Source organism: Serratia sp. CY52157, assembly GCF_052168495.1.
GTDB lineage: Bacteria > Pseudomonadota > Gammaproteobacteria > Enterobacterales > Enterobacteriaceae > Serratia > Serratia ureilytica.
This window is the reverse complement of sequence record NZ_JBJNMO010000006.1, coordinates 139,656-166,372: the sequence shown is the minus strand read 5'-3', so window position 1 is coordinate 166,372 and position 26,717 is coordinate 139,656. Positions and strand designations below refer to the sequence as shown.

The following is a 26,717-nucleotide window of genomic DNA, read 5'->3' as shown; positions in this document are numbered from 1 at the left end:
TGTGTAGCGACCATCTTGCGCCGCGCCTTACTCTGGCAGAAGGCCAAAAACGGCCATCATGATGACAACAACGGACCGACCTTAGGCTTTGCTCACCTGGCCGGCGACCAGACGCCCCTGATGGAAGGTGGCGCTGCGCGCCGGCAGACGGGCGACCGCCTCGGCGGAACAGCTGGCGTTGACCAGCACGAACTCGGCGGCATCGCCGGCTTTCGGCCAGGCGCGTTGCCCCTTATCGTCCAGCGGCAGCACGCCGCCGGTGGAGATGGCCATGGCGCGCGACAGGTGATACTCGTCGGAACCGCGGTACAGCTGGGCGTACAGATTGGCCTTCTCCAGGATATCGCCGGTGCCGAACGGCGACCAGTGGTCGATCACGCTGTCGGTGCCGGTCATCACGAACACCCCTTTCTCACTGAGCTGCGGCAGCGGCATCATCAGGCCGCCGATCGGCACCGTGGAGGCGATGGTGATCTGCTGCGCCGCCAGCCGGGTGGCGGTTTCCGCCAGTTCGCCCGGCGTCAACGTGGTCAGGGCGAAAGCGTGGCTGATGGTGACCTTGCCGCGCAGCGCCGGGTTTTTCTCCACGGTGGCGATCATGTAGTTGATGGCGGCGACCCCGGCCGGGCTGGTTTCATGCAGGTGGATATCCACGCCTTTGCCGGTATCGAGGGCGATCTGGAACATGGCGTCGAGCGATTTCTCCATCGCGCCGTCGACGTTGGTCGGATCCAGCCCGCCGACGTACTGCACGCCCATCTGCATCGCTTCGCGCATCAGCGCATCGACCCTGGAGTGCAGCAGGCCGTGCTGCGGGAAGGCGACGATTTCACAGCTGAAGTCCGCCCGGTGGTTTTCCAGCGCGCGCTGCAGGTACTCCAGGCTTTTCAGGCCGCTGACCGGATCGATATTGCAGTGGCTGCGCGCCACGGTGCTGCCTTTGGACTGCAGCAAGGCGATCAGGTTTTCCGCCCGTTGCTGCGAGGTGGGCAGCAGTGTCGGGATCAGTGTCTGCTCCAGCGCGATCATGTCCATGATGGTTTTGCCCTGGCGCGGGCGCGGCGCCTGCCACGGGCCGCTGTAGAAGGTTTTGTCCAGGTGGATGTGCATATCGCGGAATGCCGGCAGCAGCAGCCGGCCCTGCGCCTTATAGCGGGGCACGCCGGCCGGCAACGCGGCGTTGGCGGCGTGAATGGCGGCGATCTTGTCGTCTTTGATCTCCAGGGTGTACAGCGCGGTGCGGGTGCCGATCACCGTTTCGCCGTCGTATTCAAAGCCGTCTTCCAGCCGCACCTCGCTCAGGCAGTAGTGGCGATCGGTCAGGGCCATCGGCGTTGGCGCACACGGCTCGCCGCCAGGCGAAGCGGCCTGCGCCATGCCGCCGGTCAGGCCGATCACTGCGCAAGCGGTGGTGAGTTTGCCGGTTTGGCTGAGGAAGGCTCTGCGGCCCGGTTGTTGAGGGTTTTCCACGTTCGGTTCCTTAATCCAGAGGTGAGGTGGGTGAAAACATCCCCCAATTTAGGAGAGGAACCGGCCGGTTGGCAGCGACATTTGCCACTGGTGACTATTCGATTTGGTAATGACCGGCGTGCGCCGGGGCAAGGATTTTCCTGGCTTGCTCTTTCGTAGCTTTAATTGCTACATTTGTAGCCATTAAAGCTACATTGAGGTCAGCGTTATGCACGATCCGATGCTCGAGTTGCTGTTCAGCGAATACCGTAGAAAAGTGCTAAGCCTGCTGTTTATTGAAGCCGGGCGTGCGTTTCATGTGCGAGAAATTGCGCGGCGCACCGCAACTCAGGCCGGCACTTTACATAAAGAGTTGAGCAGGTTGGCGGAGAGCGGCATCTTGCTCAGGCAGCGGCAGGGCAACCAAATTTGCTATCAGGCCAACGCCGATTGCCTGATTTTCCCTGAGCTGGCGGCGATTTTCCGCAAGGTTTGCGGGCCGGCGGAGTTCTTAAGGCAGACATTGGCAGCGTTTGGCGAAGCTATTGAACGCGCTTTTATTTTTGGTTCTGTCGCCAGTGGCAAAGCGACGGCGGCCAGTGATATCGATGTTCTGATCGTCGGCAAACTGTCTTTTGCGGAGGTGATTCAGGCGGTTTACCCGCTGCAGGCAACGCTGGGTCGGGAAATTAACCCCAAACTGTATTCGCCTGAAGAGTGGCGAGCGGCTTTGGCCGAGAACTCCGCGTTTATTCAGGACATTATGGATAAACCCCAACTCTGGATTGTGGGAGACAAGGATGACGCTGGACAATCTGGTCGGGCTGGGACTGGAGGTGATAACGCCTGACGCGGGGGCGATTAAAAAATTGCTGGCCGCCGCCGCTCGCAACCGACGCGATGCGGGTATCACTCAGCTTAGCAATGAGAGCCGTTTCGACACGGCATATAAGGCGGTCATGCAAATGGCGAATGCCGCTTTACAAGCCAAAGGATACCGCACGCTGACCAGCAAACCCGGCCATCACCAGATCATGATCCAATCGTTGCCGCTCACCGTAGGGCTGCCGCGAGAGGAAATGATCTGCCTGGATGCATTGCGAAAACAGCGCAACGTGGCGGATTATTCCGGCGACTTGGTGACGGACGCGGCGGTACAGGCTTGCCTTGAGCAGACAGAAGCGCTGTGGGTACGGATTATCGACTGGCTGCAGCGCGAACATCCGCAGATAGTGGCGTAAGCTGCCTTACTTCAGCCCGCAAAACGCCGCCAGCCGCTGGGCCAGCGCCAGCGTGGCGGCGGGGGCGCCGTCGCGGTAGTAAAGCGCCAGTTCGAAGCTGTCTATCGGCGGCAATCCTTCGGCCGCGCCCAGCACCCGGTGCGTCGGCAAACGGCAGCCGGCCGGCAGCAGGGTGACGCCCAGCCCGGCGGCGGAGGCGGCGGTCAGCGCCGCCAGGCTGGCGCTGCTGTAGCCGATGCGCCAGCGTTTGCCGAGGGTGTCCAGCGCCTGGCACAGCTCGTCGCGGTACAGGCCGTTCAGTGGAAATACCGCCAGCGGCACCGGCGATTGGTCGATGGCCGGGAAGGCCAGGCTGTCCAGCCACAGCAGCGGTTCCGGCCGCGCGGCGCGCGGCGGTTGCCGGCGGCGCTGCTTCACCAGGATCAGATCCAGCTCTTCACGCGCGTAGGCGTTGTGCAGATCGGCGCTCAGGCCGCTGGCGACGTCCAGCCGCAGGTGCGGGTGCTCGCGACTGAATTCGGCCAGCAGCCCGGTGGTGGGCACGGCGAAATCCTCCGGCATGCCGATCCGCAGCACGCCGTCGCGCCAGATGCCGGTCAGCGCATCGTGGGCTTCTTCATTCAGCGCGATAATGCGGCGCGCGTAGCTCAACAGCTTGACGCCTTCTTCGGTCAGCAGCACCTGATGCGAGGAACGCTCAAACAGCGGCTTGCCCAGCATCTCTTCCAGCCGGCGCACCTGCTGGCTGACGGTGGACTGCGACAAAAACACCCGCTCTGCGGCGCGGGTGAAGCTGTTGCTGTCGCACACGGCGACGAAGCTGAGCAGCAGCTGCGGATTGAACATCGGGTAGCGATTCATTTTCCCACTGTTGGCTATTTTATTATTTAATTTCCCAATACTAGCGGCGTTGCCTACAGTAACGCAACGCTGCGGCGATCGCGCTGTGACGCCGCACTCTTCATTTCGCAGTACCAGGAATATGCCGTGTTAAATCATTCTGTTAATTCACCTTCTCCACGCCGCTGGCTCAACCCTCTGCTGCTGGCGCTGGTGTTGATCGGCCTGAACATGCGGCCGCTGTTGACCTCGATCGGCCCGTTGCTGCCGACGTTGCGCCAGGCCACCGGGCTGAGTTTTGGCGGCGCGGCGCTGTTGACCACGCTGCCGGTGCTGATGATGGGCCTGATGGCGCTGGCGGGCGGCGCCATCAACCGACTGTTCAGCGAACGCAGCGCCGTGGCGTTGAGCCTGCTGGCGATTGGGCTGGGCGCGCTTTGGCGCGAACTGGCCCCCGGCAGCGTGCAACTGCTGATGAGCGCGGTGCTGGGTGGGCTCGGCATCGGGGTGATCCAGGCGGTGATGCCCGGCATCATCAAGCATCACTTCCTCAAAAGCATGGCGCTGGTGGCCGGGCTGTGGTCGGCGGCGCTGATGGGCGGTGGCGGGTTGGGGGCGGCGATCACGCCGTGGCTGATGAGCGTAGGGCACGACTGGCACAGCGCACTGGCCTGGTGGGCGTTGCCGGCCCTGGTGGCGCTGCTGGCCTGGTGGCCGGTCAGCCGTGGGCTGTCTCGCCTAGGCGCGGCGGGAGAACACCGTGAGCCAGGCCTGCTGCGCAACCGGCGCGCCTGGCTGCTCGGCGCCTATTTCGGCCTGATCAACGGCGGCTATACCAGCCTGATCGCCTGGTTGCCGCCGTATTACATGCAGCTTGGCTGGCAGCCGCAGGCCAGCGGTTCGCTGCTGGCGCTGATGACCTTCGGCCAGGTCGTGGGCGCGCTGCTGTTGCCGGCGCTGGCGCGCAATCATGACCGGCGGCCGCTGCTGTTGCTGGCGCTGATGATGCAACTGATCGGCTTTATCGGCCTGATTTATCTGCCGCAGACGCTGCCGTGGCTGTGGGTGTTGCTTTCCGGGCTGGGGCTGGGCGGCGCGTTCCCGCTGTGCCTGGTGCTGGCGCTCGATCACCTGCACCAGCCGGCGGCGGCAGGGCGGCTGGTGGCCTTCATGCAGGGCGTTGGCTTCCTGCTGGCGGGCGTCACGCCTTACCTCTCCGGCCTGCTGCGCGACTATAGCGGTGGCTTCGTGCTGGACTGGCAGATCCACGCGCTGCTGGTGGTGGTGTTGATCGCCATCACCTGGCGCTTCCATCCGCACAGCTACCGGCGGGCGTTCGCCGAATAATATTTCTGTCATTGCCGCTCCCTATAGTGACGTTGCTTTTACTTCTGGGCGATAACAACGAAAAGGGACAATGACATGCACAACACCAAAACCCGGCTGGCGCTGCTGGTCGGCTGCATGGCGCTGAGCGCCAACCTGTGGGCCGACGCGCAGCCGGTGCCGGCGACGTTGGCGGGGCATGCGCTGCTGCCGGTGAAATCCGCCGTTTCCACACCGAAGGACGCGCCGAGCGATCTGCAGCAGAGCGGCAAATACACCAGCGGGAAACGCGTCACCGAGTTGGGCAGCGTGGCGGGTAAATCCGCCGATCGCCTGACCGGCATCGGCTTGCCGATCAACGGCCAGCCGCTGCAGGGCCACTCCGGCATCAAACACATGCCCGACGGCACCTACTGGGTGCTGACCGACAATGGTTTCGGCAGCAAGGCCAACTCCCCGGACGCCATGCTGTACCTCAACCACTACAAGATCGATTTCAAAGACGGCACGGTCGCGCCGCTGAAGACGGTGTTCCTGCACGATCCGGATAAAAAGGTGCCGTTCCACATCATCAACGAGAGCACCGAGCAGCGCTATCTGACCGGCAGCGATTTCGATCCGGAAAGCTTCCAGTTTGCCGACGATGCCTTATGGATCGGTGAAGAGTTCGGGCCTTACCTGATCAAGGCCGACCTGAACGGCAAGGTGCTGGCGGTGTTCGACACCAAAGTGGACGGCAAGGTGGTGAAATCGCCGGACAACCCGACGCTAACCCTGCCGGGCGCGCCGGACGGCAAACAGAACTTCCAGGTGGCGCGTTCCAAAGGCTTTGAAGGCATGGCCGCCTCACCGGACGGCAGTAAGCTGTACCCGCTGCTGGAAGGGGCGCTGTGGGATGGCGAACAGTTCGAGAACGTCGGCGGCAAACGCTACCTGCGGGTGCTGGAGTTCGACGTCAAACAGCAGGCCTGGACCGGCCGCAGCTGGCAGTACGTACTGGAAGACAACCAGAATGCCATCGGCGACTTCAACATGATCGACGCCACCCACGGGCTGGTGATCGAGCGCGACAACGGCGAAGGCACGCCGGATAAAGCCTGCGCCGCCGGCGCGCCAACCGACAACTGCTTCAGCCAGGTGGCCAAGTTCAAGCGAGTGTATAAAATCGCTTTCTCGGACGCCAACGTCGGCAAACCGGTCGAAAAACTGGGCTATATCGACCTGATGAACATTCAGGATCCGAACAAGCTGGCGCGCAAGCCACTGAACGACGGCGTGCTGACCTTCCCGTTCTTCACCATCGAAAACGTGGACGTAGTGGACGCCAACCACATCATCGTCGGCAACGACAACAACTTCCCGTTCTCCTCCAGCCGCCAGCCCAATATGGCGGATGACAACGAGTTCATCCTGTTGGACGTGAAGGATTTCCTGAAGTAGCGCTCCCCGGCCGCCGAATCGCCGGCGGCCGCCATTTCCCGCTTAGCGCAGCGAACAAACTGCGCTATAATCAGCGCCTTGCTTCTTCTCTTCTCCAAGGAAGATCCTCGTCCCCGGTGGGGCGGCCGGACTTCAAATCCGGTTGGGGCCGCCAGCGGTCCTGGGCAGGTTCGACTCCTGTGATCTTCCGCCAATCCCTGACCATTTTCCTATGCTGAACGATACGGCTATCTTTAATGCAATGAGCAAGCTCGGCCGTGCGCGTCATTCGGAGGTCAACATGCGAAGTCTGGAAGATCAACTGGCCGCTTATGCCGCCTATCACCGCGATGCGCGCAATATCGCCACGCATTTTATCGGCATCCCCCTGATCGTCGTCAGCCTGCTGGCGCTGCTCTCCCGGCCGGCATGGGGCGCGGGGTGGCTGCCGTTTTCGCCGGCCTGCGCGGTGGTGATCGTCTCGGCTCTCTATTACCTGCGGCTGAGTCTGCGCCTTGGCGTCATGATGCTGGCGTTGCTGCTGCTGTGCCTCGTGTTCGGCGCCTGGATAGCGTCGCTGTCGACGGCGGCGTGGCTGAGCGTCGGCATCGGCGGCTTCGTCATCGGCTGGCTGTTTCAGTTTGTCGGGCATTTCTGGGAGGGGCGAAAACCGGCGTTTATGGACGACGTGACGGGCCTGATCATCGGCCCACTGTTCGTGCTGGCGGAAGCCTGCTTCCTGGTCGGCGGGCTGCGCGAACTGCAGCAGAACATCGAAATGCGCGCGGGCAAGGTGCGCAGCGGGAAGAGATGAAATAAGGAATGAATACGTTTTCTCTGCGAGGCCCCTTTTGAAAAAAGAGGCCTGAAGACGACGGATTATGCGTATTGGATCAATTTCCAGGTGACCCCTTTGCCGCCATAGGGCGGCATGATATTGCCTTTAGCGATTGGCGCTGTGGTTGAGGGTTTGCCGACCACTTCCCAGACGCCGCTTTCCGGGCATTTTTGCCCTGTCGTGGCTGTAGTGCCAATAGGTGATTTAGACATAAGATCTTTCCTTAATCAACGCAGCGCCACAATAGCGCTGTTCGGAAAGATATTTACACGTTCGCATATATATTCAACCCTGTTCGGGAAATACGGGTTATGTGTTTAAATTTTGATTTAATATTGTGTTTTAAGTTTTCATTTTTCTTGGTTTCATTGTTTTTATTTCAATTTATATTGTTTTTATATGTTTTGTTTTTTTGTATTCTAATAAAAAATTGCAATGAAAATGTTTAATTTATTATTTTATATCTAAGGTTTTCGATTTATTTTTTATTTATCGTGCGGACACTGAAAATCTGGGTTATGTCGCTTATTCAGAAGAGCGTTGTTTACCAAGCCAGCGAAGCCCCCCGCACTTGCAGGCTCGGGGGGCTGAACATATTTACCCGATCGTCGGGTAATCAGTGTAGCCTTCCCGGCTGCCGCCGAAGAATTTCTCTTTGATTGGCGCATTCAGCGCCAGCCCGTGTTGCAGGCGGTGAGGCAGATCCGGGTTGGCGATGAACGGGCGGCCGAAGCCGATCAGATCCGCCCAGCCTTTGGCCAGCGCTTCTTCAGCGCGTTCACGCGTGTATTTGCCCGAGTAAATCAGCGTGCCGCGGAAAATCAGGCGCAGCGACTCTTTGAACGCCGCCGGCATCACCGGAGCGTCATCCCAGTCCGCTTCGGCGATGTGAATGTAAGCGGCGCCGATATCGTTCAGCACGCTGGCCGCCGCCAGATAGGTGGCTTCCGGGGTATCGTCCTGCGAGCCCATCAGGGTGGTCAGCGGCGCCAGACGCACGCCCAGTTTCTCTTTACCGATGGCGTCCGCCACCGCCTGCGCCACTTCCCGTAGGAAACGCAGGCGATTTTGCAGTGAACCGCCGTATTCGTCGTCGCGCTGATTTTCCCGCGAGTCGATAAACTGATTGATCAGATAGCCATTCGCGCCGTGCAGCTCTACGCCGTCGAAACCGGCGGCAATGGCGTTGCGGGCCGCCCGGGCGTAGTCGTTGACGATCGCCGGAATTTCTTCCCGCGTTAAGGCGCGCGGTGCGGAGTGCTGCACCATTTCACCCACGCCATGCTCTGGCCCGCGGCCTTCGACATCCACGAACACCTTGACCCCGTCGGCCTGGATGGCGGAGGAGGAGACCGGCGCGGCGTGGCCAGGCTGTAAAATGGTATGCGACACGCGGCCGACGTGCCAAAGCTGCGCGAAGATCTTGCCGCCGGCCTGATGTACGGCGTCGGTGACTTTTTTCCAACCGGCGATGTGTTCCGGGGTGTAAATGCCGGGCGTCCAGGCATAACCCTGGCCCTGCTGGCTGATCTGCGTGCCTTCGCTGACGATCAGCCCGGCGCTGGCGCGCTGGGCATAATATTCAGCCATCATGTCGGTGGCGACGTCGCCGGCGCCGGCCCGTGAACGGGTCATGGGCGGCATGACGATGCGATTGTTCAGCGATAAACCGTTTAAAGAATACGAGTCAAAAAGCATGGCGCTTCCCTCATGTGAATTAGGCCGTAGGGCGATGATGTTTTGCTGAGGCCATTATATTTCGTCGTTTAATTCTAAAAACGCGCACAATAACAAAACACTTTTGCTCTGTGTTCAATAGTCGCGGCAGCCGCCGGTGAGCCGGTATGGCGGGTGGGCCAGATGGCGAGAATGAACCCGATGTGCGCACGGGCGATGGCGGCTATTGCCTGTCGGCGCGTGGCTGAGATAGAGTCGGCTGCTGTTTTCCCCACGATTTTTAACAAAATCGCAAAAGTCTTTTAGCCTTCCGCCTGCTTATCTTTGGTGTGATCAATGTCATACTTTTGGCATCTTAACTTTCCCGCGCTTCGGCAGCGGTTAACCGGAGTTGTTGAATGAAAATTAACTTTCCCTTATTAGCCCTGGCGGTGGGGGCGTTCGGCATCGGCACGACCGAGTTTTCCCCGATGGGGTTGCTGCCGACGATCGCCAAAGGGGTGGACGTCTCCATCCCGATGGCCGGCATGTTGATCAGCGCCTACGCCGTTGGCGTGATGGTCGGCGCACCGCTGATGACGTTGCTGCTTTCTCACCGGGCGCGCAGAAGCGCGCTGATCTTCCTGATGGCGATCTTTACCCTGGGTAACGTGCTGTCGGCGGTTGCGCCTGACTACACCACCCTGATGCTGTCGCGCATCATCACCAGCCTGAACCACGGCGCGTTCTTTGGCCTCGGTTCAGTGGTGGCCGCCAGCGTGGTGCCGAAGGAGAAACAGGCCAGCGCCGTGGCGACCATGTTTATGGGCCTGACCATCGCCAATATCGGCGGGGTGCCGGCCGCGACCTGGCTGGGTGAAACCATCGGCTGGCGCATGTCGTTCCTGGCGACGGCCGGGCTGGGCGTGATCGCCATGCTGGGGCTGTGGTTCTCGTTGCCGAAAGGCAGCGCCGGCGCACGCCCTGATGTGAAACGCGAGCTGTCGGTGTTGGTGCGCCCGCAGGTGCTATCCGCCTTGCTGACGACCGTGCTGGGCGCGGGCGCGATGTTCACGCTCTATACCTATATCTCGCCGGTGTTGCAGCACATCACCGATGCGACGCCGCTGTTCGTGACGGTCATGCTGGTGTTGATCGGCGTCGGTTTCTCCATCGGCAACTACCTGGGCGGCAAATTCGCCGACCGCTCCGAGAGCGCGACGCTGAAGGGTTTCTTGCTGCTGCTGGTGGTCATTATGCTGGTGATCCCGTTCCTGGCGCGCAGTGAAATCGGCGCCGCGGTCAGCATGGTGATTTGGGGCGCGGCGACCTTTGCCGTGGTGCCGCCGCTGCAGATGCGCGTGATGCGTGTCGCCAGCGAAGCGCCGGGCCTGTCGTCCTCGGTCAACATCGGCGCCTTTAACCTGGGCAATGCGCTGGGCGCCGCCGCCGGTGGCGCGGTAGTCTCCGCCGGGCTGGGATACAGCTTCGTGCCGGTGATGGGGGCTATTATTGCCGGATTGGCGCTGTTGCTGGTGCTGTTCACCCACCGTCAGGCCGAAAAAGTGGCCTATGCCAACGGTTAAAACGATAACGTGCGGCGGGGTTCCCCGCCGCGCTCACTCAAAGCCGAGCAGGCTGAACGCATCGTCCTGCGGGGCGTAGCCGAGCAGGCGACGGGTCTCTTCCAGCGACAAACGCGTATAGCGGTTATTGGAAACCCCGTGCACCACCGCATATTGCACTCCTTCGACACGAATGCAGCGATCCAGCAGATCGGCGGCGTCGCGATGGCTGAGAAAAGCGCTCATGTCGCGGGCGCTAAGCTGTTCGCCCCGGCTTAGAGTGGTGAAGTTGGCGATGCGTACCGACAGGGCGGAAAGCCCCTCCTGATGGGCGAAATAGGCGGCGATGCCTTCGCCGAACGCTTTGCTGGCGCCGTACAGATTTTTCGGCTTCGGCGCGTCATCCGGGCGGATTTGATAATCGAGCGGGTAGCCTTCCACCGCCTGCGCGCTGCTGGCGAACACTACCCGGCGGCAGCCGGCGTCTTTCGCCGCGCGGAAGATATTGAAGGTGCCGAGAATGTTGTTGTCCATCAGCGAACCGCAAAAATCGGCGTCGGGAGCCGGATCGGCGGCCAGGTGCAACACGGTGTCGATATTGGCGCAGGCCTCACGGCAGGCGTCGAGATCGGCGATGTTGAAGCTGATGACCTCATCGCCGGGCCGGCGATCGCGCAACAGAGCGAGATCTCGTTCCGCCAGCCGCAATGCATAGCGATCGCCCACTGCCTGGCGAAACGCGGTGGCGACTCGGCCGCCGGCGCCGGTAATCAAAATCCGTCCTACATCAGTACGCAACACCATGGTGACTGTCATCCCTACTCTCGATTAAGCGTTGACCAGTAATAATCCCCCGTGTGATTTTTGTCTAGTTGTTTTAATTAGTTATTCTGATGTTTATTCGCCGTATTCAATTGCGCACGGTGATTTTTGCGCGGGTGAATATCGTGGAATGCTAACAATATTCGATGAGGTTTGGCGATATATTTGCCTTAATGGCTGCGAATATTGCCAGAAAAGCCGATTGGCCGCTGGAAAATGCGTGTTTCGCTTTAGCTTGATAGTGAATTATTGGGTTAGTTAATCTTATGTTTTTTTGACGTGAAGCCGGGCGATACTCTCTCATCCCTCTCTATCGCTCGCGCGATATATCATCGGCGCAGTGATCCCGGTAGAGGGCGGCATGCATTATTTCGCGCATTGAGGCCGTTTTGCTTTTGCGATCACAGTTCGGCAATTTGCCGTCGCAAAGCCTTGCTCCGCTAAAATCTGCGGTGTTAACGTCATAACTCAACCGATTTAGGGTTGTTACTGCTGCGGCAGGCAAAACCTAAACCTCGCGTTTCTGTTCCCCGATGGGGCAGAGGCCGCGAGGTTTAGGTTTTTTTTTGCGCCGAATTTCGCTCCTGCGCCAGGCCAGCGCAAAGGCGGGATCGGCAGAACGCGAAGTCTAAGGATAACCGTATGAAATATGACACATTAGCCAGTGAGATTTTGGCCGGCGTCGGTGGCCGCGACAATGTGAAAAGCCTGGTGCATTGCGCCACCCGCCTGCGTTTCAAGCTGCGTGACGACCGCCGCGCCAACGCGGCAGCGCTGAAGAAAAACCCGGGCGTCATCATGGTGGTGGAGAGCGGTGGCCAGTTTCAGGTGGTGGTGGGTAACCACGTGGCCGAGGTGTTCGATGCGGTCAACCGGGTCGGCGGGTTGGCCGAAGGCGCGTCGAGCGGCAGCGATGCGGACGGTAAAAAAGACAATCTGCTCAGCCGCTTTATCGACGTGGTTTCCGGCATCTTCACCCCATTGCTCGGGGTGATGGCTGCCTCGGGAGTATTGAAGGGGTTGCTGGCGCTGAGCCTGGCCTGCGGCTGGCTGCTGGAAAGCAGCGGCGCCTTTAAAATGTTGTTCGCCGCCAGCGACGCATTGTTCTATTTCTTCCCGATCATGCTCGGCTACACCGCCGGGAAAAAATTCGGCGGCAACCCGTTCGTCACCATGGCGATCGGCGGCGCGTTGACGCATCCGCTGATGATGGCGGCGTTCGAGGCGGCGCAACAGCCGGGCGCGGTGCGCGAATATTTCTTCGGCATTCCGCTGACTTTTATCAACTACAGCTCGTCGGTGATCCCCATCATCTTTGCGGCCTGGGTGTCCTGCCGTCTGGAGCCGTTGTTTAACCGGGTGATCCACAGCGCGCTGCGCAATTTCATCACGCCGCTGCTGTGTCTGGCGATCACCGTGCCCCTGACCTTCCTGCTGATCGGCCCGGCGGCGACCTGGCTCAGCCATCTGCTGGCCAACGGCTATCAGGCCATTTACGCCTTCAACCCGATCATCGCCGGCGCTTTCATGGGGGCGATGTGGCAGGTGTGCGTGATCTTCGGCCTGCATTGGGGGCTGGTGCCGTTGATGATCAACAACCTGAGCGTGCTGGGGCGCGACACCATGGTGCCGCTGCTGCTGCCGGCGGTGATGGGGCAGGTCGGCGCTACGCTGGGCGTGATGCTGCGCACCCGCGACGCCAAGCTGCGGGCGCTGTCCGGTTCGGCCATCGGCGCCGGGATTTTCGGCATCACCGAACCGGCGGTGTACGGCGTCACCCTGCCGAACAAGCGTCCGTTCATCTTCGGCTGCATCGGCGGCGCGTTGGGCGGGGCGGTGATCGGTTACTTCCATACCTCGGTCTACTCGTTCGGCCTGGTGAACGTGTTCACCTTCGCGCAAATCATTCCCAACGGCGGCATCGACGCCACGGTGTGGGGCGCGATCGGCGGCACTCTGCTGTCGTTTGTGTTCGCCGCGCTGGCCAGCTACCTGTTCGGCGTCGCGCCGGCGGAAGAGACGGCGCAGCCTGAAGCCGCCGCGCCGCTTAACCGCAAACAGGCCATTCTCAGCCCGATCGCCGGCGACATCGTGCCGCTGGAACAGGTGAACGACGCGACCTTCGCCAGCGGCCTGCTGGGGAAAGGGGTGGCGATCGCGCCGCAGCAGGGGCGAGTGGTGGCGCCGGTGAGCGGCAGCGTGGCGTCGCTGTTCAAAACCAAACACGCCATCGGCATCGAATCGGACGACGGCGCGGAGATTCTCATCCACGTCGGCATCGATACCGTGAGGCTCGACGGGGCGCATTTCACCGCCCACGTGCGGGAAGGCGAGCGGATCGCGCCGGGCGATCTGCTGATCGAGTTCGACCAGGCGGCGATCCATGCCGCCGGCTATGACACCACCACGCCGATCATCATCAGCAACAGCGATGACTACGTGGACGTGTTGACCAGCGGCCTGTCTCCGGTGCAGGAACAGGCGCCGCTGCTGACTTTATTACGTTAATTGAGGAGCAAGCGATGAACGGCAAGTTTCCGCAACATTTTCTGTGGGGCGGCGCGGTAGCGGCGAACCAGGTAGAAGGCGCGTATCAGGCCGACGGCAAGGGGCTGTCGACCTCCGATCTGCAGCCGCAGGGCATCTTCGGCGCCATCACGCCGCGCACGGCGGGCGACAGCGGCATCAAGGACGTGGCGATCGATTTCTATCATCGTTACCCGGAGGATATCGCGCTGTTCGCCGAGATGGGTTTCAAGTGCCTGCGCACCTCGATCGCCTGGACGCGCATTTTCCCGCAGGGCGATGAAGAGACCCCGAACGAAGCCGGGCTGGCGTTTTACGATCGGCTGTTCGATGAGATGGCGAAATACGGCATTCAGCCGCTGATCACGCTGTCGCACTATGAGATGCCTTACGGTCTGGTGAAGCGCTACGGCGGCTGGGGCGATCGCCGCACCATCGATTTCTTCGAGCGCTATGTGCGCACCGTGTTCGAACGCTATAAGCACAAGGTTAAACACTGGCTGACCTTCAATGAGATCAACATGTCGCTGCACGCGCCCTTCACCGGGGTTGGCCTGCCGCAAGAGAGCGACAAGAGCGCCGTCTATCAGGCGATCCACCATCAGCTGGTGGCCAGCGCCAGAGCGGTGAAGGCCTGTCACGAGATCGTGCCGGAGGGGCAAATCGGCAACATGCTGCTGGGCGGCATTCTGTATCCGCTGAGCTGCAAGCCGGAAGATCTGCTGGAAACCCAGCGGCAAAACCGCGACTGGCTGTTCTTCGGCGACGTGCAGGCGCGCGGCTATTACCCGGCCTACATGCAGCGCTTCTTCCGTGAAAACGGCATTCAGGTGGCGATCACCGAGGAAGATCGGCAAACGCTGCGCGAAACCATCGACTTCATCTCGTTCAGCTACTACATGAGCGGCTGCGTTACCGCCGACCCGGAGCAGTATGAAACGGCACGCGGCAACATTCTTGATATGGTGCCGAACCCGCACCTGGCCAGTTCGGAGTGGGGGTGGCAAATCGATCCGATCGGGCTGCGCTACCTGCTCAACGTGCTGTACGACCGCTATCAGAAGCCGTTGTTCATCGTCGAGAACGGGCTGGGCGCCAAAGACTGCGTCGAGGCCGACGGCAGCATCAACGACGACTACCGCATCAACTATCTCAATGACCATCTGGTACAGGTGGCCGAGGCGATCGACGACGGCGTCGAGGTGATGGGCTACACCAGCTGGGGGCCGATCGATCTGGTCAGCGCCTCGAAGGCCGAAATGTCGAAGCGCTACGGCTTCATTCACGTCGACAGAGACGATGCCGGCAACGGTAGTCTCGAGCGCCGCCGCAAGAAGAGTTTCTACTGGTATCGCGATGTGATCCACAGCAACGGCACCAGCCTGAAAGACCGGCGCTAACCCTTCAGCCCGGCGGCAAGCGCCGGGCGTTAACTAACCTTATTCGCTGCTGTTCATGATGGGAAATTCTCTCCCAGGGAATGCTGTTGCCCGCAGTCAGCCGTTATGCGGAGAAATATAATAATGATGAAAAGCTTATTACCTCGTTCCATGACCCTGGCGGCGCTGGTGCTGCTCTGTAGCCAGGCGCAGGCGGAAACGCTGCAAACCGGCAAGGACGTTGAAGCCCCCACCGCCAAATGGGAAGGGGTGGCGCTCGGCTTTGAACCGCCGCAGCCTGGGCTGTTGGGGGATATGCTGGGGATCAGACCGATCCTGGAGGATCACGGTTTCCACTATAATCTCGGCTACCTCAGCCAGCTGTCGTATAACGCCGGCGGCGGTTACAACCACGATAAACAGGCGTCGTACATCGACCAATTTTCGCTGACCTTCAGCCAGGATCTGCAGGCGCTGACCGGCATTCCGGACGCGGCGATCGAAGGCAATATCGTCAACCGCAACCATGACAACAACCTGACCCGCGATCGGCTGCAGGATCCGCGCGTCGGCCTGACCGATCTGTCGCAGGAGAGCTTTGGCGGGCAGTCGATCACCCGGCTGGGCTGGTTGACCTTCAGCCGTTCCTTCCTCGACAGCCGGCTGCAATGGCGTATCGGCATGATGAACAAGGTGCAGGATTTCGATCAGATCATCCCCTGCGATTTTCAGACGCTGACGCTGTGCGGCGGCAAGTCCGCCAACTCGTTGACCTGGTACAACTGGAACGTGCATTACTGGGGCACCACGCTGCAATACAAGCTGACCGACGGCCTGACGCTCAAGGGCGGCGTGATGGAGCAGAACCCGAGCGCCCCCAGCCGCAGCCACGCCTGGAGTTGGTCCACCAAGGGCAGCAAAGGCTTCCTGTTGCCGATGGAGCTGGAGCTGAAAACCCACGCCGTCAACCAGCTGCCGGGGGTGTATAACCTGGGCGTGCTGTTCACCAACGCGCGCCAGCGCGATCTTTATGAAGGGGTGTCCGGCGGGCCGGGCGCCAGCGATCCGCAGGGCTATCGCAGCCACGATCGCACCTGGTTCCTGTATACCGGTTTCAACCAGCAGGTGACGCGCCATGCGGATGACGTCAACCGTGGCCTGAGCGTGTTCTACAGCCTGGGGCTGGGGGATCAGCGCAGCAACTACCTGCACTGGTCCACTTCGACCGGCATCCGCTATCGCGGGCTGTTCGATGCGCGGCCGGACGACTGGCTGGGGCTGGGCGTTTCGGTGGTGAAACTGAGCGACCGCTATAAAGACAATCAGCGTTACCTCAACGAGATGAGCGGCATCAGCGATTATCACGATCCGAACTACCGGCCGGTGCCGGGCCACTCGGTGACGGCGGAGCTGTACTACCGCGTTAACGTCACGCCGTGGCTGCAGCTGCAGCCGGGCCTGCAATACTGGCATCATCCGGCGGGCGTCAGTGAGACGCAGGACGCCTGGGTGACGGCGTTGAAAACGGTGGTGACCTTCTGATCAGGCCGCGTCGTTCTCGCGGTAGCGCCGGCGGGCGTGCTCAAACCAGCTGGCCGGCACGTTGTGCGGCGGCTGCTGTAATCTGAGCAGCCCCTGTTCGACGATATGGCTGGCCTGGCGCCACAGCGTCGGGTCGCCTTCGGTCAGCACTTCCAGCAGGCGCTGTTTCTCGATCAGATAGGTTTGGGCGAAGTGGCTGTCGTAGTCCAGCAGCGAGCGGGTGTTGTCGATCAGATCCGCCAGTTTGATGGTTTTGGCCTGCGGCGATGCGCCGGCGCTGTGGCGCCGATCGCGGTTTTTACGCTCGAAGCGGTTGCCGTCCTCGGCGTGGCTGACGTTGGTTAACATCCGCACCAGCTCCGCTACCTGCGGCCCAAAGTGGCTTTCGATATCGCCGAGGGTGGTAGGCGTGTCTTCTACCGTGTCATGCAGCCAGGCGGCCGCCAGCATCTCTTCGGTGTGCGGCACGCTGCGTACCAGCTCCATGACCGCCTGCGGGTGGACGATGTACGGATCGTTGGTGTATTTGCGGCGCTGATCGATGGCCGCATGCGCCTTGGTGGCGTAGCGGCGCGCGCGTTCTGCAAGCGTATTCGTCATTTCCTTTCCCTCCAGGCATCCTCTGCATGAAAAAAATGTAGCATACCTCACAAGAAATAGCTTGCGATTACATCGTGCGCTATCTATATTCACTCACATGAAAAGCACCGATACCGAACAACCCAACGCGAAGAACTTGCTGCTGCTCGATCAGCAGCTCTGTTTCGCGCTGTACTCCGCCAACCTGGCGCTGCACAAAGTCTACCGCAAGCTGTTGAATCAGCTCGAGCTCACCTACCCGCAGTATCTGGTGATGATGGTGCTGTGGGAACGCGATCGGGTGACGGTATCGGATATCGGCGAGCGGCTGTTCCTCGATTCCGCCACGCTGACGCCGCTGCTGAAACGGCTGGAAACCGCCGGTTTGCTGGTGCGCTATCGCGCCACTACCGACGAGCGCCAAGTGATCATCGCGCTCACCGACGCCGGCCGCGCGCTGCGTGAACGGGCGCAGTCGGTGCCCGAGGCGGTGATGTGCGCCACCGACTGCAGCCTGGACGAGATCGTCTCGCTCAAACAGCAGCTGGAAAAGCTGCGCGGCAGCCTGATCGACCAGATTTGACCCACCGACGCCGGACGCAAGAACGGCAGGGGTGGTCTACACTGGTTAATAAGCGTCAAAAATAAGTAGTGCACGATTTAATCGTAAAAGATATATATGTGACCGGCTACCCCTCGCGGGAGCTGTTGTCATCTCGCCAACCAGCAAGAAGGAATGAACGATGTCTATTGAGAAAGTGGTTTACCGCGCTCACGCCACCGCAACCGGCGGCCGCGACGGCCGTGCGACCTCCTCCGACGGCGTGTTGGACGTGAAACTGGGCGTACCGAAAGAGATGGGCGGCGCCGGCGGCGAAGTCACCAACCCCGAGCAGCTGTTCGCCGCCGGTTACTCGGCCTGTTTCCTCGGCGCGTTGAAGTTTGTCGCGGCGAAAGAAAAGGTCAAAATCCCGGCCGAAGCGAAGATCGACGGCACCGTCGGCATCGGTGAAATCCCGAACGGCTTCGGCATCGAAGTGCAGCTGGATATTTCGCTGCCGGGCATCGAGCGCAGCGTGGCGGAAGATCTGGTGAAAAAGGCGCACGTGGTGTGCCCGTATTCCAACGCCACCCGCGGCAATATCGACGTCACGCTGAACGTTAAGTAAGTTTTTTGCCGACACCATGGAAAAAATGGAGGGTTTATCCCTCCATTTTCTTTGATATCCCGTCTGAAAAGTGCTCAAAAAAGCGGTAAATTTTGCCCGTTTTGTGAGAATTCTCTTGATTATTACTCGCAAAATAACGCTTATTGCCGGTTGGCTGAACCAGAAGCCGCAATCAGTGTCTGACTGAGTCAGAACCGCTACACCGTCCCCGGAGCCACCGCGTTACATGAACAAAGTTAAATCGCTATCACAGCAGAATTTATCGTTATTGTTAGCGATCTATATCGGCATCTTTCTAAACCTGTCCGTTTTTTATCGCCGTTTTGATTCGCTGGCGCACGGCATTCAGGGAATTAAGCTTATTTCGGCGGTGACGGAAGTCATCGCTATCGTCCTGTTCACGTTCTTCATCATGCGGCTGGTGTCGCTCGGCGGCCGGCTGTTTTATCGCATCGTCGCCTCGCTGCTAGTGCTGATTTCGGTTGCCGCCAGCTACTACATGACGTTTTTCAACGTGGTGATCGGCTACGGCATCGTGGTGTCGGTGATGACCACCGATATCGATCTGTCGAAAGAGGTGGTCGGCCTGCATTTCGTGCTGTGGATGGTGGCGCTCAGCGCCTTGCCGCTGCTGCTGATCTGGAAAAACAGCCTGCGCTTCACCCTGATCGAACAGCTGAAAACCCCCGGTCACCGCATCAAACCGCTGCTGGTGTTGTTGGCGGTGGTGGCGTTGGTCTGGCTGCCGCTGCGCATGCTGGACGACGAGCAAAGCGTGCAGGAGAAGCTCGCCAACGTCGATCTGCCGAGCTACGGCGGCGTGGTGGCGCACTCGTACCTGCCGTCTAACTGGCTGTCAGCGCTGGGGCTGTTCGCCTATACCCGCTATGACGAAAGTCAGGATCAGAGCACGCTGTTCGATCCGGGCAAACACTTTACCTATGTGCCGCCGGCGGACATCGACGATACCTACGTGGTGTTCATCATCGGCGAGACCACGCGCTGGGATCACATGGGCATGCTGGGCTACGAGCGCGACACTACCCCGCGCCTGTCGAAAGAGAAGAATCTGGTGGCGTTCCGCGGCGAGTCGTGCGACACCGCCACCAAGCTGTCGCTGCGCTGCATGTTCGTGCGCGAAGGCGGTACCGAGGACAACCCGCAGCGCACGCTGAAAGAGCAAAACGTGTTCGCGGTGATGAAGGAACTGGGCTTCTCTTCCGAGCTGTTCGCCATGCAGAGTGAGGTGTGGTTCTACAACAACACCGAGGTGAACAACTATTCGTTCCGCGAGATGATCGCGTCCGAGAAGCGCAACGACGGCAAGGCGGTCGACGATATGCTGCTGGTGGACGAAATGAAGGAGTCGCTGGCGCGTTATCCGAAGGGCAAACACCTGGTGATCCTGCATACCAAAGGCTCGCACTACCTGTACTCGCAGCGTTATCCGCGCAGCTATGCGCGCTATCAGCCGGAGTGCATGGGGGTGGATGACTCCTGCACCAAGGCGCAGCTGATCAACGCCTTCGACAATACGGTGCTGTATACCGACAGCTTTATCAGTAATGTGATCGACCAGGTGCGGGACAAGAAGGCCATCGTGTTCTATGCCGCCGATCACGGCGAGTCGATCGGCGAGAATACGCACCTGCACGGCACGCCGCGCGAAATGGCGCCGCCGGAACAATTCCGCGTGCCGATGATGGTGTGGGCGTCGGACAAGTTCCTCGAGAACCCGCAGCACCTCAGCGCCTTTGAGCAACTGCAGGCGCAGCAACGCATCGGCAGAACGCATCGCCACGTCGAGCTGTTCGACACCATCCTCGGTTGCCTCGGCTACACCTCGCCGAACGGCGGCATCGTGGATAAAAACAACTGGTGCCATCTCCCGCAGAATAAAACGGCACCTGCCAGCCTGTAATCCCTCCCGCCGGGTGCCTTGCGCACCCGGTAATTTCCGCCAATACATTCTCTTCATCAATTATTCCGGTGTGTGCATACGGTATACTTGCGCACTTCCCCTTCTAACCGGAGATTTCCATGACCCTGCGCGTGGCGTTTATCGACGATCATGACATTGTGCGTTCGGGCTTTGTGCAGCTGCTGTCGCTGGAGGCCGATATTCAGGTAGTGGGCGAGTTCAGCAGCGCGGCGCAGGCGCGCGCCGGCCTGCCGGGGCTGGAGGCGGAAATCTGCATTTGCGACATTTCGATGCCCGACGGCAGCGGGTTGGATCTGCTGGCGGACATTCCCTCCGGCATCCGCGTGGTGATGCTGTCGATGCACGATAATCCGGCGCTGGTGGAAATGGCGCTGGAACGCGGCGCCAGCGGCTTTCTCTCCAAGCGCTGCAAGCCGGAAGATCTGATCACCGCCGTGCGCACCGTCGCCGGCGGCGGCGTCTATCTGATGCCGGAAATCGCCCAGCAGCTGGCGCGGGTGAAGGTGGATCCGTTGACCCGCCGCGAGCGCGAGATCGCGCTATTGCTGGCGCAGGGCCAGGAGGTGCGCGAGATCGCCGCCGCGCTGGGGCTGTCGCCGAAGACGGTGCATGTGCATCGCGCCAACCTGTTCGCCAAGCTGGGCATCACCAATAACGTCGAGCTGGCCAGACGGATGCTGAACCTGTGACGCAGCGTCTGATCACCCAGCTGGCGCTGTTCTTCATTTATGCCGCCAGCGCATTTTGCCTGTGGGGCATCGGCACCGCGCTGATCGACCCGCCCTGGCAGGCGCTGTTGCTGTTCCCGTTCGGCCTGCGCATGGGCATTTTGCTGCAGAGCCCGTACCGTTTCTGGCCGGGGATCCTGCTGGCCGACCTGCTGCTGATGGCGCTGCTGGCGGACCAGTACGGCTACGGCCCGGCGCTGTGGGCGTCGGTGGCGGTGCTGGTGCTGACGGTGCTGCTCAGCCTGCTGGCCTCGCCGTGGCTGTTGCGCCATCAGCAGAGCGACAGCGAATGGCGCTGGCCGCTGTTGCAGGGCGCGGTGGTGGCCGCCGCCGCTTTGCTGCAGGCGCTTGTGTGGCAGCTGGTGAGCGGCGAAGGCGCCCGCGCGCTGCTGCTCGGCCTGACCGGCGGTTTCACCATCGCGCCGACCTGCCTGCTGTTGTGGCACTATCTGGCGCGCCAAATCTGGGTGCCGCTGGAGCCGGGGCTGATCCACAAGCCGGTGGAGCTGCGCCTGGGCCACCTGGCCAGTTATCTGCTGCTGTTTGCATTCAGCATCTGGCTGCAGCAGCAGGTTAACGCCGCCGAGCTGCGCCGCTTTGCGCCTTTCTGCCTGGCGATCCCGATCGTGTTCATGTCTTACCGTTATGGCTGGCAGGGCGCGCTGTTGGCGACGCTGCTCAACGGCGTGGCGTTGATGGTCAACGAGCCGCCGCAGCCCGAGTCGCACCGCGACTTGCTGTTGTCGCTGCTGGCCCAGAGCCTGACCGGGCTGCTGCTGGGCGCCGGTATTCAGCGCCAGCGCGAACTGAATCAGCAGCTGCGGCTGCGGCTGGCGGAGAACCGGCAGCTGGCCCGGGCGCTGGTGACGGCGGAGGAACAAACCCGGCGCGAGGTGGCGCGCGAGCTGCACGATGAAGTGGGGCAGACCATCACCGTGATCCGCACACAGGCCAGCATCGTTAAACGCCTGGCGCCGGAGCCGGCGGTGATCGGCTGCGCCGACACCATCGATGCGTTAGCGCTGCGGGTATACGATGGGGTGCACGATGTGCTGACCCAGCTGTGGCCGGCGGCGCTGAACAACCTGCCGCTGTCGGCGGCGGTGGCGGCGATGCTGCGGGAGTCGCTGCCGCAGGACGCCTCGCTGGTGAGCAGCATGCAGTGGCAGGTGCCGGACGAACTGCTGGATGAAACGCTGAAAATCACGCTGTACCGGGTGTGCCAGGAAGGGGTGACCAATGTGTGCCGCCACGCCGGCGCCAGCCGCCTGGAATTGGACGCGCGTCTGCAGCCGCGCAAAGGCGCCGCGCCGCAGATTGCCCTGACCATCCGCGATAACGGCGTGGGCTTCGATGCGGACCACCATCAGCCGGGGTACGGCCTGCGCGGCATGCAGGAGCGCATCAGCGCTCTCGGCGGCAGCCTGCGGCTCACCTCTGAGCGGGGCGCCTGTTTGAGTGTGATCTTGCCCACAGTTTCACCGGCGCAAGCGCAAAACTAGGAAAAACTCCTAACCGCGTCGGGAATCCGGCGTAAGCCTCCCGCGCGCGCGGGGAGCATCATAGCGGCACTTTATTCAATCCTCTGAGGTTCCACATGTGGTCTTTCCTTAAAAGCCGCCCGGATGCGCCGCAGGTCACCGATCAACGGCAGATCGACGCCAGCTACAAATACTGGCGCATCCAGCTGATGTGCACCATGTACATCGGCTACGCCGCGTTTTACTTCACGCGCAAAAGCTTCAACTTCATCATGCCGGCGATGCTGAGCGATCTGGGCCTGACGATGTCCGACGTCGGCATCCTCGGCACGCTGTTCTACATCACCTACGGCTGCTCGAAATTCATTTCCGGCATGATCAGCGATCGTTCCAACCCGCGTTACTTTATGGGGCTGGGCCTGATCATGACCGGGGTGCTGAATATCTTCTTCGGCCTCAGTTCTTCGCTGCTGATGCTCGGCACGCTGTGGATCCTCAATGCCTTCTTCCAGGGCTGGGGCTGGCCGCCGTGCTCCAAAATCCTCACCAGCTGGTATTCGCGCTCCGAGCGCGGCAGCTGGTGGGCGATTTGGAACACTTCGCACAACGTCGGCGGCGCGCTGATCCCGCTGCTGGTGGGCTTTATCTCGCTGCACTTCAGCTGGCGTTACGGCATGATCATCCCCGGCATCATCGGCGTGGTGCTCGGCCTGCTGATGTGCTGGCGCCTGCGCGACAAGCCCTCCACCCTGGGGCTGCCGAGCGTCGGCAAATGGCGTAACGACGCCATGGAGCTGGTGCAGGAATCGGAAGGCCAGGGGCTGAGCAACCGCGAGATCATCAAGCGCTACGTGCTGACCAACAAGTACATCTGGCTGCTGGCGGTCTCTTACGTGCTGGTGTACATCGTGCGCACCGCGATCAACGACTGGGGCAACCTCTACCTGACGCAGGAAAAGGGCTATTCGCTGATGACCGCCAACTCGGCCATTTCGCTGTTTGAAGTGGGCGGCTTTATCGGTTCGCTGGTGGCCGGTTGGGGTTCCGACAAGCTGTTCCGCGGCAACCGTGGCCCGATGAACCTGATCTTCGCCATCGGCATCTTCCTGTCGGTGGCGGCGCTGTGGCTGATGCCGGGCGTCACCTACCTGCTGCAGGCCTGCTGCTTCTTCGCCATCGGCTTCTTCATCTTCGGCCCGCAGATGCTGATCGGCATGGCGGCGGCGGAGTGCTCGCATAAAGATGCGGCGGGCGCGGCGACCGGTTTCGTCGGCCTGTTCGCCTACCTGGGCGCGGCGCTGTCCGGCTACCCGATCGCGCGGGTGATGGAAATCTGGCACTGGAACGGTTTCTTCGTGGTGATTTCCATCGCCGCCTGCCTGTCGGCGCTGTTCCTGCTGCCGTTCCTGCGTGCGCAGACGCCGGTGCTGAAAACCGCCAAAGCCTGAGTAAAATGCGCTGCGCAACCCCCGGCGCAGCGCACTATGGCGCTTTTATCACCACTTGAAATGCAGGGGAAAAAAAGTGATTGACGCCTATAACCGCCAGCAGTAAGATGCGCCCCGCATCGGCGAGTAGCGCAGCTTGGTAGCGCAACTGGTTTGGGACCAGTGGGTCGGAGGTTCGAATCCTCTCTCGCCGACCACCATTCGAAAAACCTGCTTTTTTAAAGCAGGTTTTTTTTCGTCTGCGCTTTATGAGGATGAGCACCTCCGCAGGAGGTTCGAGCCTCGCGAAGCGAGACAACGTTGCTTTAGCAACGGCCCGCAGGGCGCGCATCAACGATGCGCGTAATCCTCTCTCGCCGACCACCATTCGAAAAACCTGCTTTTAAAGCAGGTTTTTTTTCGCCTGCGGTTTATGAGGATGAGCACCTCCTGCGATACGACCGGCTTCGCTTTATGGCACGTGTCAATCCGCCATCCTCGTGAAATATATTTATCCTTTACGCTTAATTAATTCAAACTCCTTATTCCAGTTAGGTTCTTTTTCTCATATTTAAATAAATTCACGCTTGCTGAATAAAACCCAGTTGATAGCGCTCTTGTTTTCACGCCTTTTTTATTTATAGTCTGAATGTACGCGGCGGGAATGATTTTTTTCCGTTACGTGGAAAAACGCTGTTTTTATTTGTTGACTTTAATCTTCGTGGATTATTGCGGAATTTTTTCGCTTCGGCAATGCGTAGCGACGATTAACTCTTTTATGTTTATCCTCTCGGAATAAAGGAATCAGTTATGCGCAAATTTAATAAACCGCTGTTGGCGCTGTTGATCGGCAGCACGCTGTGTTCCGCGGCGCAGGCCGCCGCGCCGGGCAAGCCGACCATCGCCTGGGGCAACACCAAGTTCGCCATCGTTGAAGTTGACCAGGCGGCTACCGCTTATAATAATTTGGTGAAGGTAAAAAATGCCGCCGATGTTTCCGTCTCCTGGAATTTATGGAATGGCGACGCGGGCACGACGGCCAAGATTTTATTAAATGGCAAAGAGGCGTGGAGCGGCCCTTCAACCGGTTCTTCCGGTACGGCGAATTTTAAAGTCAATAAAGGCGGCCGTTATCAAATGCAGGTGGCATTGTGCAATGCCGACGGCTGCACCGCCAGCGACGCCACTGAAATTGTGGTGGCCGACACCGACGGCAGCCATTTGGCGCCGTTGAAAGAGCCGCTGCTGGAAAAGAACAAACCGTATAAACAGAATTCCGGCAAAGTCGTCGGTTCTTATTTCGTCGAGTGGGGCGTTTACGGGCGCAATTTCACCGTCGATAAGATCCCGGCGCAAAACCTGACCCACCTGCTGTACGGCTTTATCCCGATCTGCGGCGGCAACGGCATCAACGACAGCCTGAAAGAGATTGAAGGCAGCTTCCAGGCGCTGCAGCGCTCCTGCCAGGGCCGCGAGGATTTCAAAGTCTCCATCCACGATCCGTTCGCCGCGCTGCAAAAAGCGCAGAAGGGCGTCACCGCCTGGGATGACCCCTACAAGGGCAACTTTGGCCAGCTGATGGCGCTGAAGCAGGCGCGTCCCGATCTGAAAATCCTGCCGTCGATCGGCGGCTGGACGCTGTCCGACCCGTTCTTCTTCATGGGCGACAAGGTGAAGCGCGATCGCTTCGTCGGCTCGGTGAAAGAGTTCCTGCAGACCTGGAAGTTCTTCGACGGCGTGGATATCGACTGGGAATTCCCGGGCGGCAAAGGCGCCAACCCGAATCTGGGCAGCCCTCAGGACGGGGAAACTTATGTGCTGCTGATGAAAGAACTGCGGGCGATGCTGGATCAGCTGTCGGCGGAAACCGGCCGCAAGTATGAGCTGACCTCCGCCATCAGCGCCGGCAAGGACAAGATCGACAAGGTGGCATACAACGTCGCGCAGAACTCGATGGATCACATCTTCCTGATGAGCTACGACTTCTACGGCGCCTTCGATCTGAAAAACCTGGGGCATCAGACCGCGCTGAATGCACCGGCCTGGAAACCGGACACCGCCTACACCACGGTGAACGGCGTCAATGCGCTGCTGGCGCAGGGCGTCAAGCCGGGCAAGATCGTCGTCGGCACCGCCATGTATGGCCGCGGTTGGACCGGGGTGAACGGCTACCAGAACAACATTCCGTTCACCGGCACCGCCACCGGGCCGGTCAAAGGCACCTGGGAGAACGGCATCGTGGACTACCGCCAGATCGCCAGCCAGTTCATGAGCGGCGAGTGGCAGTACACCTACGACGCCACGGCGGAAGCGCCTTACGTGTTCAAACCTTCCACCGGCGATCTGATCACCTTTGACGATGCCCGCTCGGTGCAGGCCAAAGGCAAGTACGTGTTGGATAAGCAGCTGGGCGGCCTGTTCTCCTGGGAGATCGACGCGGACAACGGCGATATTCTCAACAGCATGAACGCCAGCCTGGGCAACAGCGCCGGCGTTCAATAATCGGTTGCAGTGCGTTGCCGGGGGATATCCTTTCGCCCCCGGCTTTTTCACCGCCGAAAGTTTTTTTACGCCGCACAGATTGTGGGCCTGCCCGGCGAAAAATGCGCTCATCGGACTCACCCTTTTGGGTAATCCTTCAGCATTTCCTTCTGTCTTTAACGGCGATCACAAAAATAACCGTTCAGATATTCATCGTTCAGCAACAAAGTTTTGGGGTTTTTTAGCGGAGTTTAAAACCAGTAAATTTATCAGGGTCAGACCAATGCGCTAAAAATGACCGCTTAGC

The 26,717-nt window shown here is 60.3% G+C and carries 22 protein-coding genes, 2 tRNA genes and 1 other RNA gene; 19 read left to right on the top strand and 6 right to left on the bottom strand.

Features of this window, described 5'->3' with window-relative positions:
* Positions 1-81 precede the first annotated feature (81 nt).
* Complete coding sequence (locus ACJ8IP_RS19405) at positions 82-1,470, bottom strand: amidohydrolase family protein (RefSeq protein WP_442524497.1); 1,389 nt, start codon at positions 1,468-1,470, stop codon at positions 82-84.
* A gap of 208 nt (positions 1,471-1,678) precedes the next feature.
* On the opposite strand from ACJ8IP_RS19405, the gene ACJ8IP_RS19400 reads away from it, so the two are divergent.
* Entirely contained in the window at positions 1,679-2,299 is a 621-nt protein-coding gene (locus tag ACJ8IP_RS19400; protein WP_033652291.1) for a nucleotidyltransferase domain-containing protein, read from the top strand.
* On the top strand, positions 2,250-2,690 hold the full coding sequence (locus tag ACJ8IP_RS19395; protein WP_033645101.1) for a hypothetical protein: 441 nt from the start codon (positions 2,250-2,252) through the stop codon (positions 2,688-2,690). The genes ACJ8IP_RS19400 and ACJ8IP_RS19395 overlap by 50 nt, the downstream gene beginning before the upstream one ends.
* A gap of 6 nt (positions 2,691-2,696) precedes the next feature.
* Here ACJ8IP_RS19395 and ACJ8IP_RS19390 read toward each other — a convergent pair whose 3' ends face one another.
* Positions 2,697-3,551, bottom strand: a complete 855-nt coding sequence (locus ACJ8IP_RS19390) for a LysR family transcriptional regulator (RefSeq protein ID WP_442524496.1) — start codon at positions 3,549-3,551, stop codon at positions 2,697-2,699.
* Positions 3,552-3,677: 126 nt separating this feature from the next.
* Between ACJ8IP_RS19390 and ACJ8IP_RS19385 the strand changes: the two genes are divergently transcribed.
* From ACJ8IP_RS19385 to ACJ8IP_RS19370, 4 genes are all read left to right on the top strand, one after another.
* On the top strand, positions 3,678-4,877 hold the full coding sequence (locus ACJ8IP_RS19385; protein ID WP_405050793.1) for a cyanate transporter: 1,200 nt from the start codon (positions 3,678-3,680) through the stop codon (positions 4,875-4,877).
* Positions 4,878-4,952: 75 nt separating this feature from the next.
* Complete coding sequence (locus tag ACJ8IP_RS19380; protein WP_042783417.1) at positions 4,953-6,296, top strand: esterase-like activity of phytase family protein; 1,344 nt, start codon at positions 4,953-4,955, stop codon at positions 6,294-6,296.
* A gap of 98 nt (positions 6,297-6,394) precedes the next feature.
* A tRNA-Sec gene (locus tag ACJ8IP_RS19375) sits at positions 6,395-6,489 on the top strand.
* An 87-nt stretch (positions 6,490-6,576) separates the two neighbouring features.
* The gene (locus ACJ8IP_RS19370; protein ID WP_182074382.1) at positions 6,577-7,089 is read left to right on the top strand and encodes an Mpo1 family 2-hydroxy fatty acid dioxygenase; all 513 of its coding nucleotides are present in this window, start codon (positions 6,577-6,579) and stop codon (positions 7,087-7,089) included.
* 65 nt (positions 7,090-7,154) lie between these two features.
* Here ACJ8IP_RS19370 and ACJ8IP_RS19365 read toward each other — a convergent pair whose 3' ends face one another.
* Complete coding sequence (locus ACJ8IP_RS19365) at positions 7,155-7,325, bottom strand: hypothetical protein (protein ID WP_162837995.1); 171 nt, start codon at positions 7,323-7,325, stop codon at positions 7,155-7,157.
* 385 nt (positions 7,326-7,710) lie between these two features.
* Entirely contained in the window at positions 7,711-8,811 is a 1,101-nt protein-coding gene (locus tag ACJ8IP_RS19360) for an alkene reductase (RefSeq protein WP_442524495.1), read from the bottom strand.
* A 377-nt stretch (positions 8,812-9,188) separates the two neighbouring features.
* Here ACJ8IP_RS19360 and ACJ8IP_RS19355 point away from each other — a divergent pair, with 377 nt between their 5' ends.
* The gene (locus ACJ8IP_RS19355) at positions 9,189-10,355 is read left to right on the top strand and encodes an MFS transporter (protein ID WP_033645072.1); all 1,167 of its coding nucleotides are present in this window, start codon (positions 9,189-9,191) and stop codon (positions 10,353-10,355) included.
* Between the two features lie 33 nt (positions 10,356-10,388).
* On the opposite strand, the gene ACJ8IP_RS19350 is transcribed toward ACJ8IP_RS19355, so the two are convergent.
* Positions 10,389-11,138 (bottom strand): NAD-dependent epimerase/dehydratase family protein, encoded by a 750-nt coding sequence (locus tag ACJ8IP_RS19350; protein ID WP_069100556.1) that lies wholly within the window; start codon positions 11,136-11,138, stop codon positions 10,389-10,391.
* Between the two features lie 660 nt (positions 11,139-11,798).
* Between ACJ8IP_RS19350 and bglF the strand changes: the two genes are divergently transcribed.
* From bglF to ACJ8IP_RS19335, 3 genes are all read left to right on the top strand, one after another.
* Positions 11,799-13,664: a PTS beta-glucoside transporter subunit IIABC gene (gene bglF / locus ACJ8IP_RS19345; protein WP_442524494.1), complete on the top strand. Its 1,866-nt coding sequence runs from the start codon at positions 11,799-11,801 to the stop codon at positions 13,662-13,664.
* A 14-nt stretch (positions 13,665-13,678) separates the two neighbouring features.
* A complete protein-coding gene (locus ACJ8IP_RS19340) occupies positions 13,679-15,082 on the top strand; it encodes a glycoside hydrolase family 1 protein (protein WP_442524493.1) in 1,404 nt (467 codons plus the stop codon).
* A gap of 150 nt (positions 15,083-15,232) precedes the next feature.
* Complete coding sequence (locus ACJ8IP_RS19335) at positions 15,233-16,603, top strand: carbohydrate porin (RefSeq protein ID WP_442524501.1); 1,371 nt, start codon at positions 15,233-15,235, stop codon at positions 16,601-16,603.
* Here ACJ8IP_RS19335 and ACJ8IP_RS19330 read toward each other — a convergent pair whose 3' ends face one another.
* A complete protein-coding gene (locus ACJ8IP_RS19330) occupies positions 16,604-17,203 on the bottom strand; it encodes an HD domain-containing protein (RefSeq protein WP_033652280.1) in 600 nt (199 codons plus the stop codon).
* A 97-nt stretch (positions 17,204-17,300) separates the two neighbouring features.
* Here ACJ8IP_RS19330 and ACJ8IP_RS19325 point away from each other — a divergent pair, with 97 nt between their 5' ends.
* The 9 genes from ACJ8IP_RS19325 to ACJ8IP_RS19285 all read left to right on the top strand — a co-directional run bounded on the left by ACJ8IP_RS19325 (position 17,301) and on the right by ACJ8IP_RS19285 (position 26,431).
* The gene (locus ACJ8IP_RS19325; protein WP_033652279.1) at positions 17,301-17,765 is read left to right on the top strand and encodes a MarR family winged helix-turn-helix transcriptional regulator; all 465 of its coding nucleotides are present in this window, start codon (positions 17,301-17,303) and stop codon (positions 17,763-17,765) included.
* A 160-nt stretch (positions 17,766-17,925) separates the two neighbouring features.
* Positions 17,926-18,351 (top strand): organic hydroperoxide resistance protein, encoded by a 426-nt coding sequence (locus ACJ8IP_RS19320; RefSeq protein WP_004934114.1) that lies wholly within the window; start codon positions 17,926-17,928, stop codon positions 18,349-18,351.
* 226 nt (positions 18,352-18,577) lie between these two features.
* Positions 18,578-20,272, top strand: coding sequence for a kdo(2)-lipid A phosphoethanolamine 7''-transferase (eptB, locus tag ACJ8IP_RS19315; protein WP_033645066.1), 1,695 nt, complete (start codon positions 18,578-18,580; stop codon positions 20,270-20,272).
* A gap of 119 nt (positions 20,273-20,391) precedes the next feature.
* Positions 20,392-20,982: a transcriptional regulator UhpA gene (uhpA, locus tag ACJ8IP_RS19310; protein ID WP_033645065.1), complete on the top strand. Its 591-nt coding sequence runs from the start codon at positions 20,392-20,394 to the stop codon at positions 20,980-20,982.
* Positions 20,979-22,523 carry a signal transduction histidine-protein kinase/phosphatase UhpB gene (gene uhpB, locus ACJ8IP_RS19305; RefSeq protein ID WP_033652277.1) on the top strand — a complete coding sequence of 515 codons (1,545 nt, stop codon included), beginning with the start codon at positions 20,979-20,981 and terminating at the stop codon, positions 22,521-22,523. The genes uhpA and uhpB overlap by 4 nt, the downstream gene beginning before the upstream one ends.
* Positions 22,524-22,618: 95 nt before the next feature.
* Positions 22,619-23,950: an MFS transporter gene (locus ACJ8IP_RS19300; protein WP_033645063.1), complete on the top strand. Its 1,332-nt coding sequence runs from the start codon at positions 22,619-22,621 to the stop codon at positions 23,948-23,950.
* 120 nt (positions 23,951-24,070) lie between these two features.
* Positions 24,071-24,147, top strand: a tRNA-Pro gene (locus ACJ8IP_RS19295).
* 37 nt (positions 24,148-24,184) lie between these two features.
* A non-coding RNA gene (locus tag ACJ8IP_RS19290) (RtT sRNA) lies at positions 24,185-24,313 on the top strand.
* A gap of 426 nt (positions 24,314-24,739) precedes the next feature.
* Positions 24,740-26,431, top strand: coding sequence for a glycosyl hydrolase family 18 protein (locus ACJ8IP_RS19285; protein ID WP_033645062.1), 1,692 nt, complete (start codon positions 24,740-24,742; stop codon positions 26,429-26,431).
* Positions 26,432-26,717: the final 286 nt, after the last annotated feature.

Bases quoted from the DNA above. Each gene is read 5' to 3' on its own strand.
- ACJ8IP_RS19400 (WP_033652291.1), top strand. From the start codon at position 1,679: ATGCACGATCCGATGCTCGAGTTGCTGTTCAGCGAATACCGTAGAAAA.
- ACJ8IP_RS19395 (WP_033645101.1), top strand. From the start codon at position 2,250: ATGACGCTGGACAATCTGGTCGGGCTGGGACTGGAGGTGATAACGCCT.
- ACJ8IP_RS19390 (WP_442524496.1), bottom strand. From the start codon at position 3,551: ATGAATCGCTACCCGATGTTCAATCCGCAGCTGCTGCTCAGCTTCGTC.
- ACJ8IP_RS19380 (WP_042783417.1), top strand. From the start codon at position 4,953: ATGCACAACACCAAAACCCGGCTGGCGCTGCTGGTCGGCTGCATGGCG.
- ACJ8IP_RS19370 (WP_182074382.1), top strand. From the start codon at position 6,577: ATGCGAAGTCTGGAAGATCAACTGGCCGCTTATGCCGCCTATCACCGC.
- ACJ8IP_RS19365 (WP_162837995.1), bottom strand. From the start codon at position 7,325: ATGTCTAAATCACCTATTGGCACTACAGCCACGACAGGGCAAAAATGC.
- ACJ8IP_RS19360 (WP_442524495.1), bottom strand. From the start codon at position 8,811: ATGCTTTTTGACTCGTATTCTTTAAACGGTTTATCGCTGAACAATCGC.
- ACJ8IP_RS19355 (WP_033645072.1), top strand. From the start codon at position 9,189: ATGAAAATTAACTTTCCCTTATTAGCCCTGGCGGTGGGGGCGTTCGGC.
- ACJ8IP_RS19350 (WP_069100556.1), bottom strand. From the start codon at position 11,138: ATGGTGTTGCGTACTGATGTAGGACGGATTTTGATTACCGGCGCCGGC.
- bglF (WP_442524494.1), top strand. From the start codon at position 11,799: ATGAAATATGACACATTAGCCAGTGAGATTTTGGCCGGCGTCGGTGGC.
- ACJ8IP_RS19340 (WP_442524493.1), top strand. From the start codon at position 13,679: ATGAACGGCAAGTTTCCGCAACATTTTCTGTGGGGCGGCGCGGTAGCG.
- ACJ8IP_RS19335 (WP_442524501.1), top strand. From the start codon at position 15,233: ATGACCCTGGCGGCGCTGGTGCTGCTCTGTAGCCAGGCGCAGGCGGAA.
- ACJ8IP_RS19330 (WP_033652280.1), bottom strand. From the start codon at position 17,203: ATGACGAATACGCTTGCAGAACGCGCGCGCCGCTACGCCACCAAGGCG.
- ACJ8IP_RS19325 (WP_033652279.1), top strand. From the start codon at position 17,301: ATGAAAAGCACCGATACCGAACAACCCAACGCGAAGAACTTGCTGCTG.
- ACJ8IP_RS19320 (WP_004934114.1), top strand. From the start codon at position 17,926: ATGTCTATTGAGAAAGTGGTTTACCGCGCTCACGCCACCGCAACCGGC.
- eptB (WP_033645066.1), top strand. From the start codon at position 18,578: ATGAACAAAGTTAAATCGCTATCACAGCAGAATTTATCGTTATTGTTA.
- uhpA (WP_033645065.1), top strand. From the start codon at position 20,392: ATGACCCTGCGCGTGGCGTTTATCGACGATCATGACATTGTGCGTTCG.
- ACJ8IP_RS19300 (WP_033645063.1), top strand. From the start codon at position 22,619: ATGTGGTCTTTCCTTAAAAGCCGCCCGGATGCGCCGCAGGTCACCGAT.
- ACJ8IP_RS19285 (WP_033645062.1), top strand. From the start codon at position 24,740: ATGCGCAAATTTAATAAACCGCTGTTGGCGCTGTTGATCGGCAGCACG.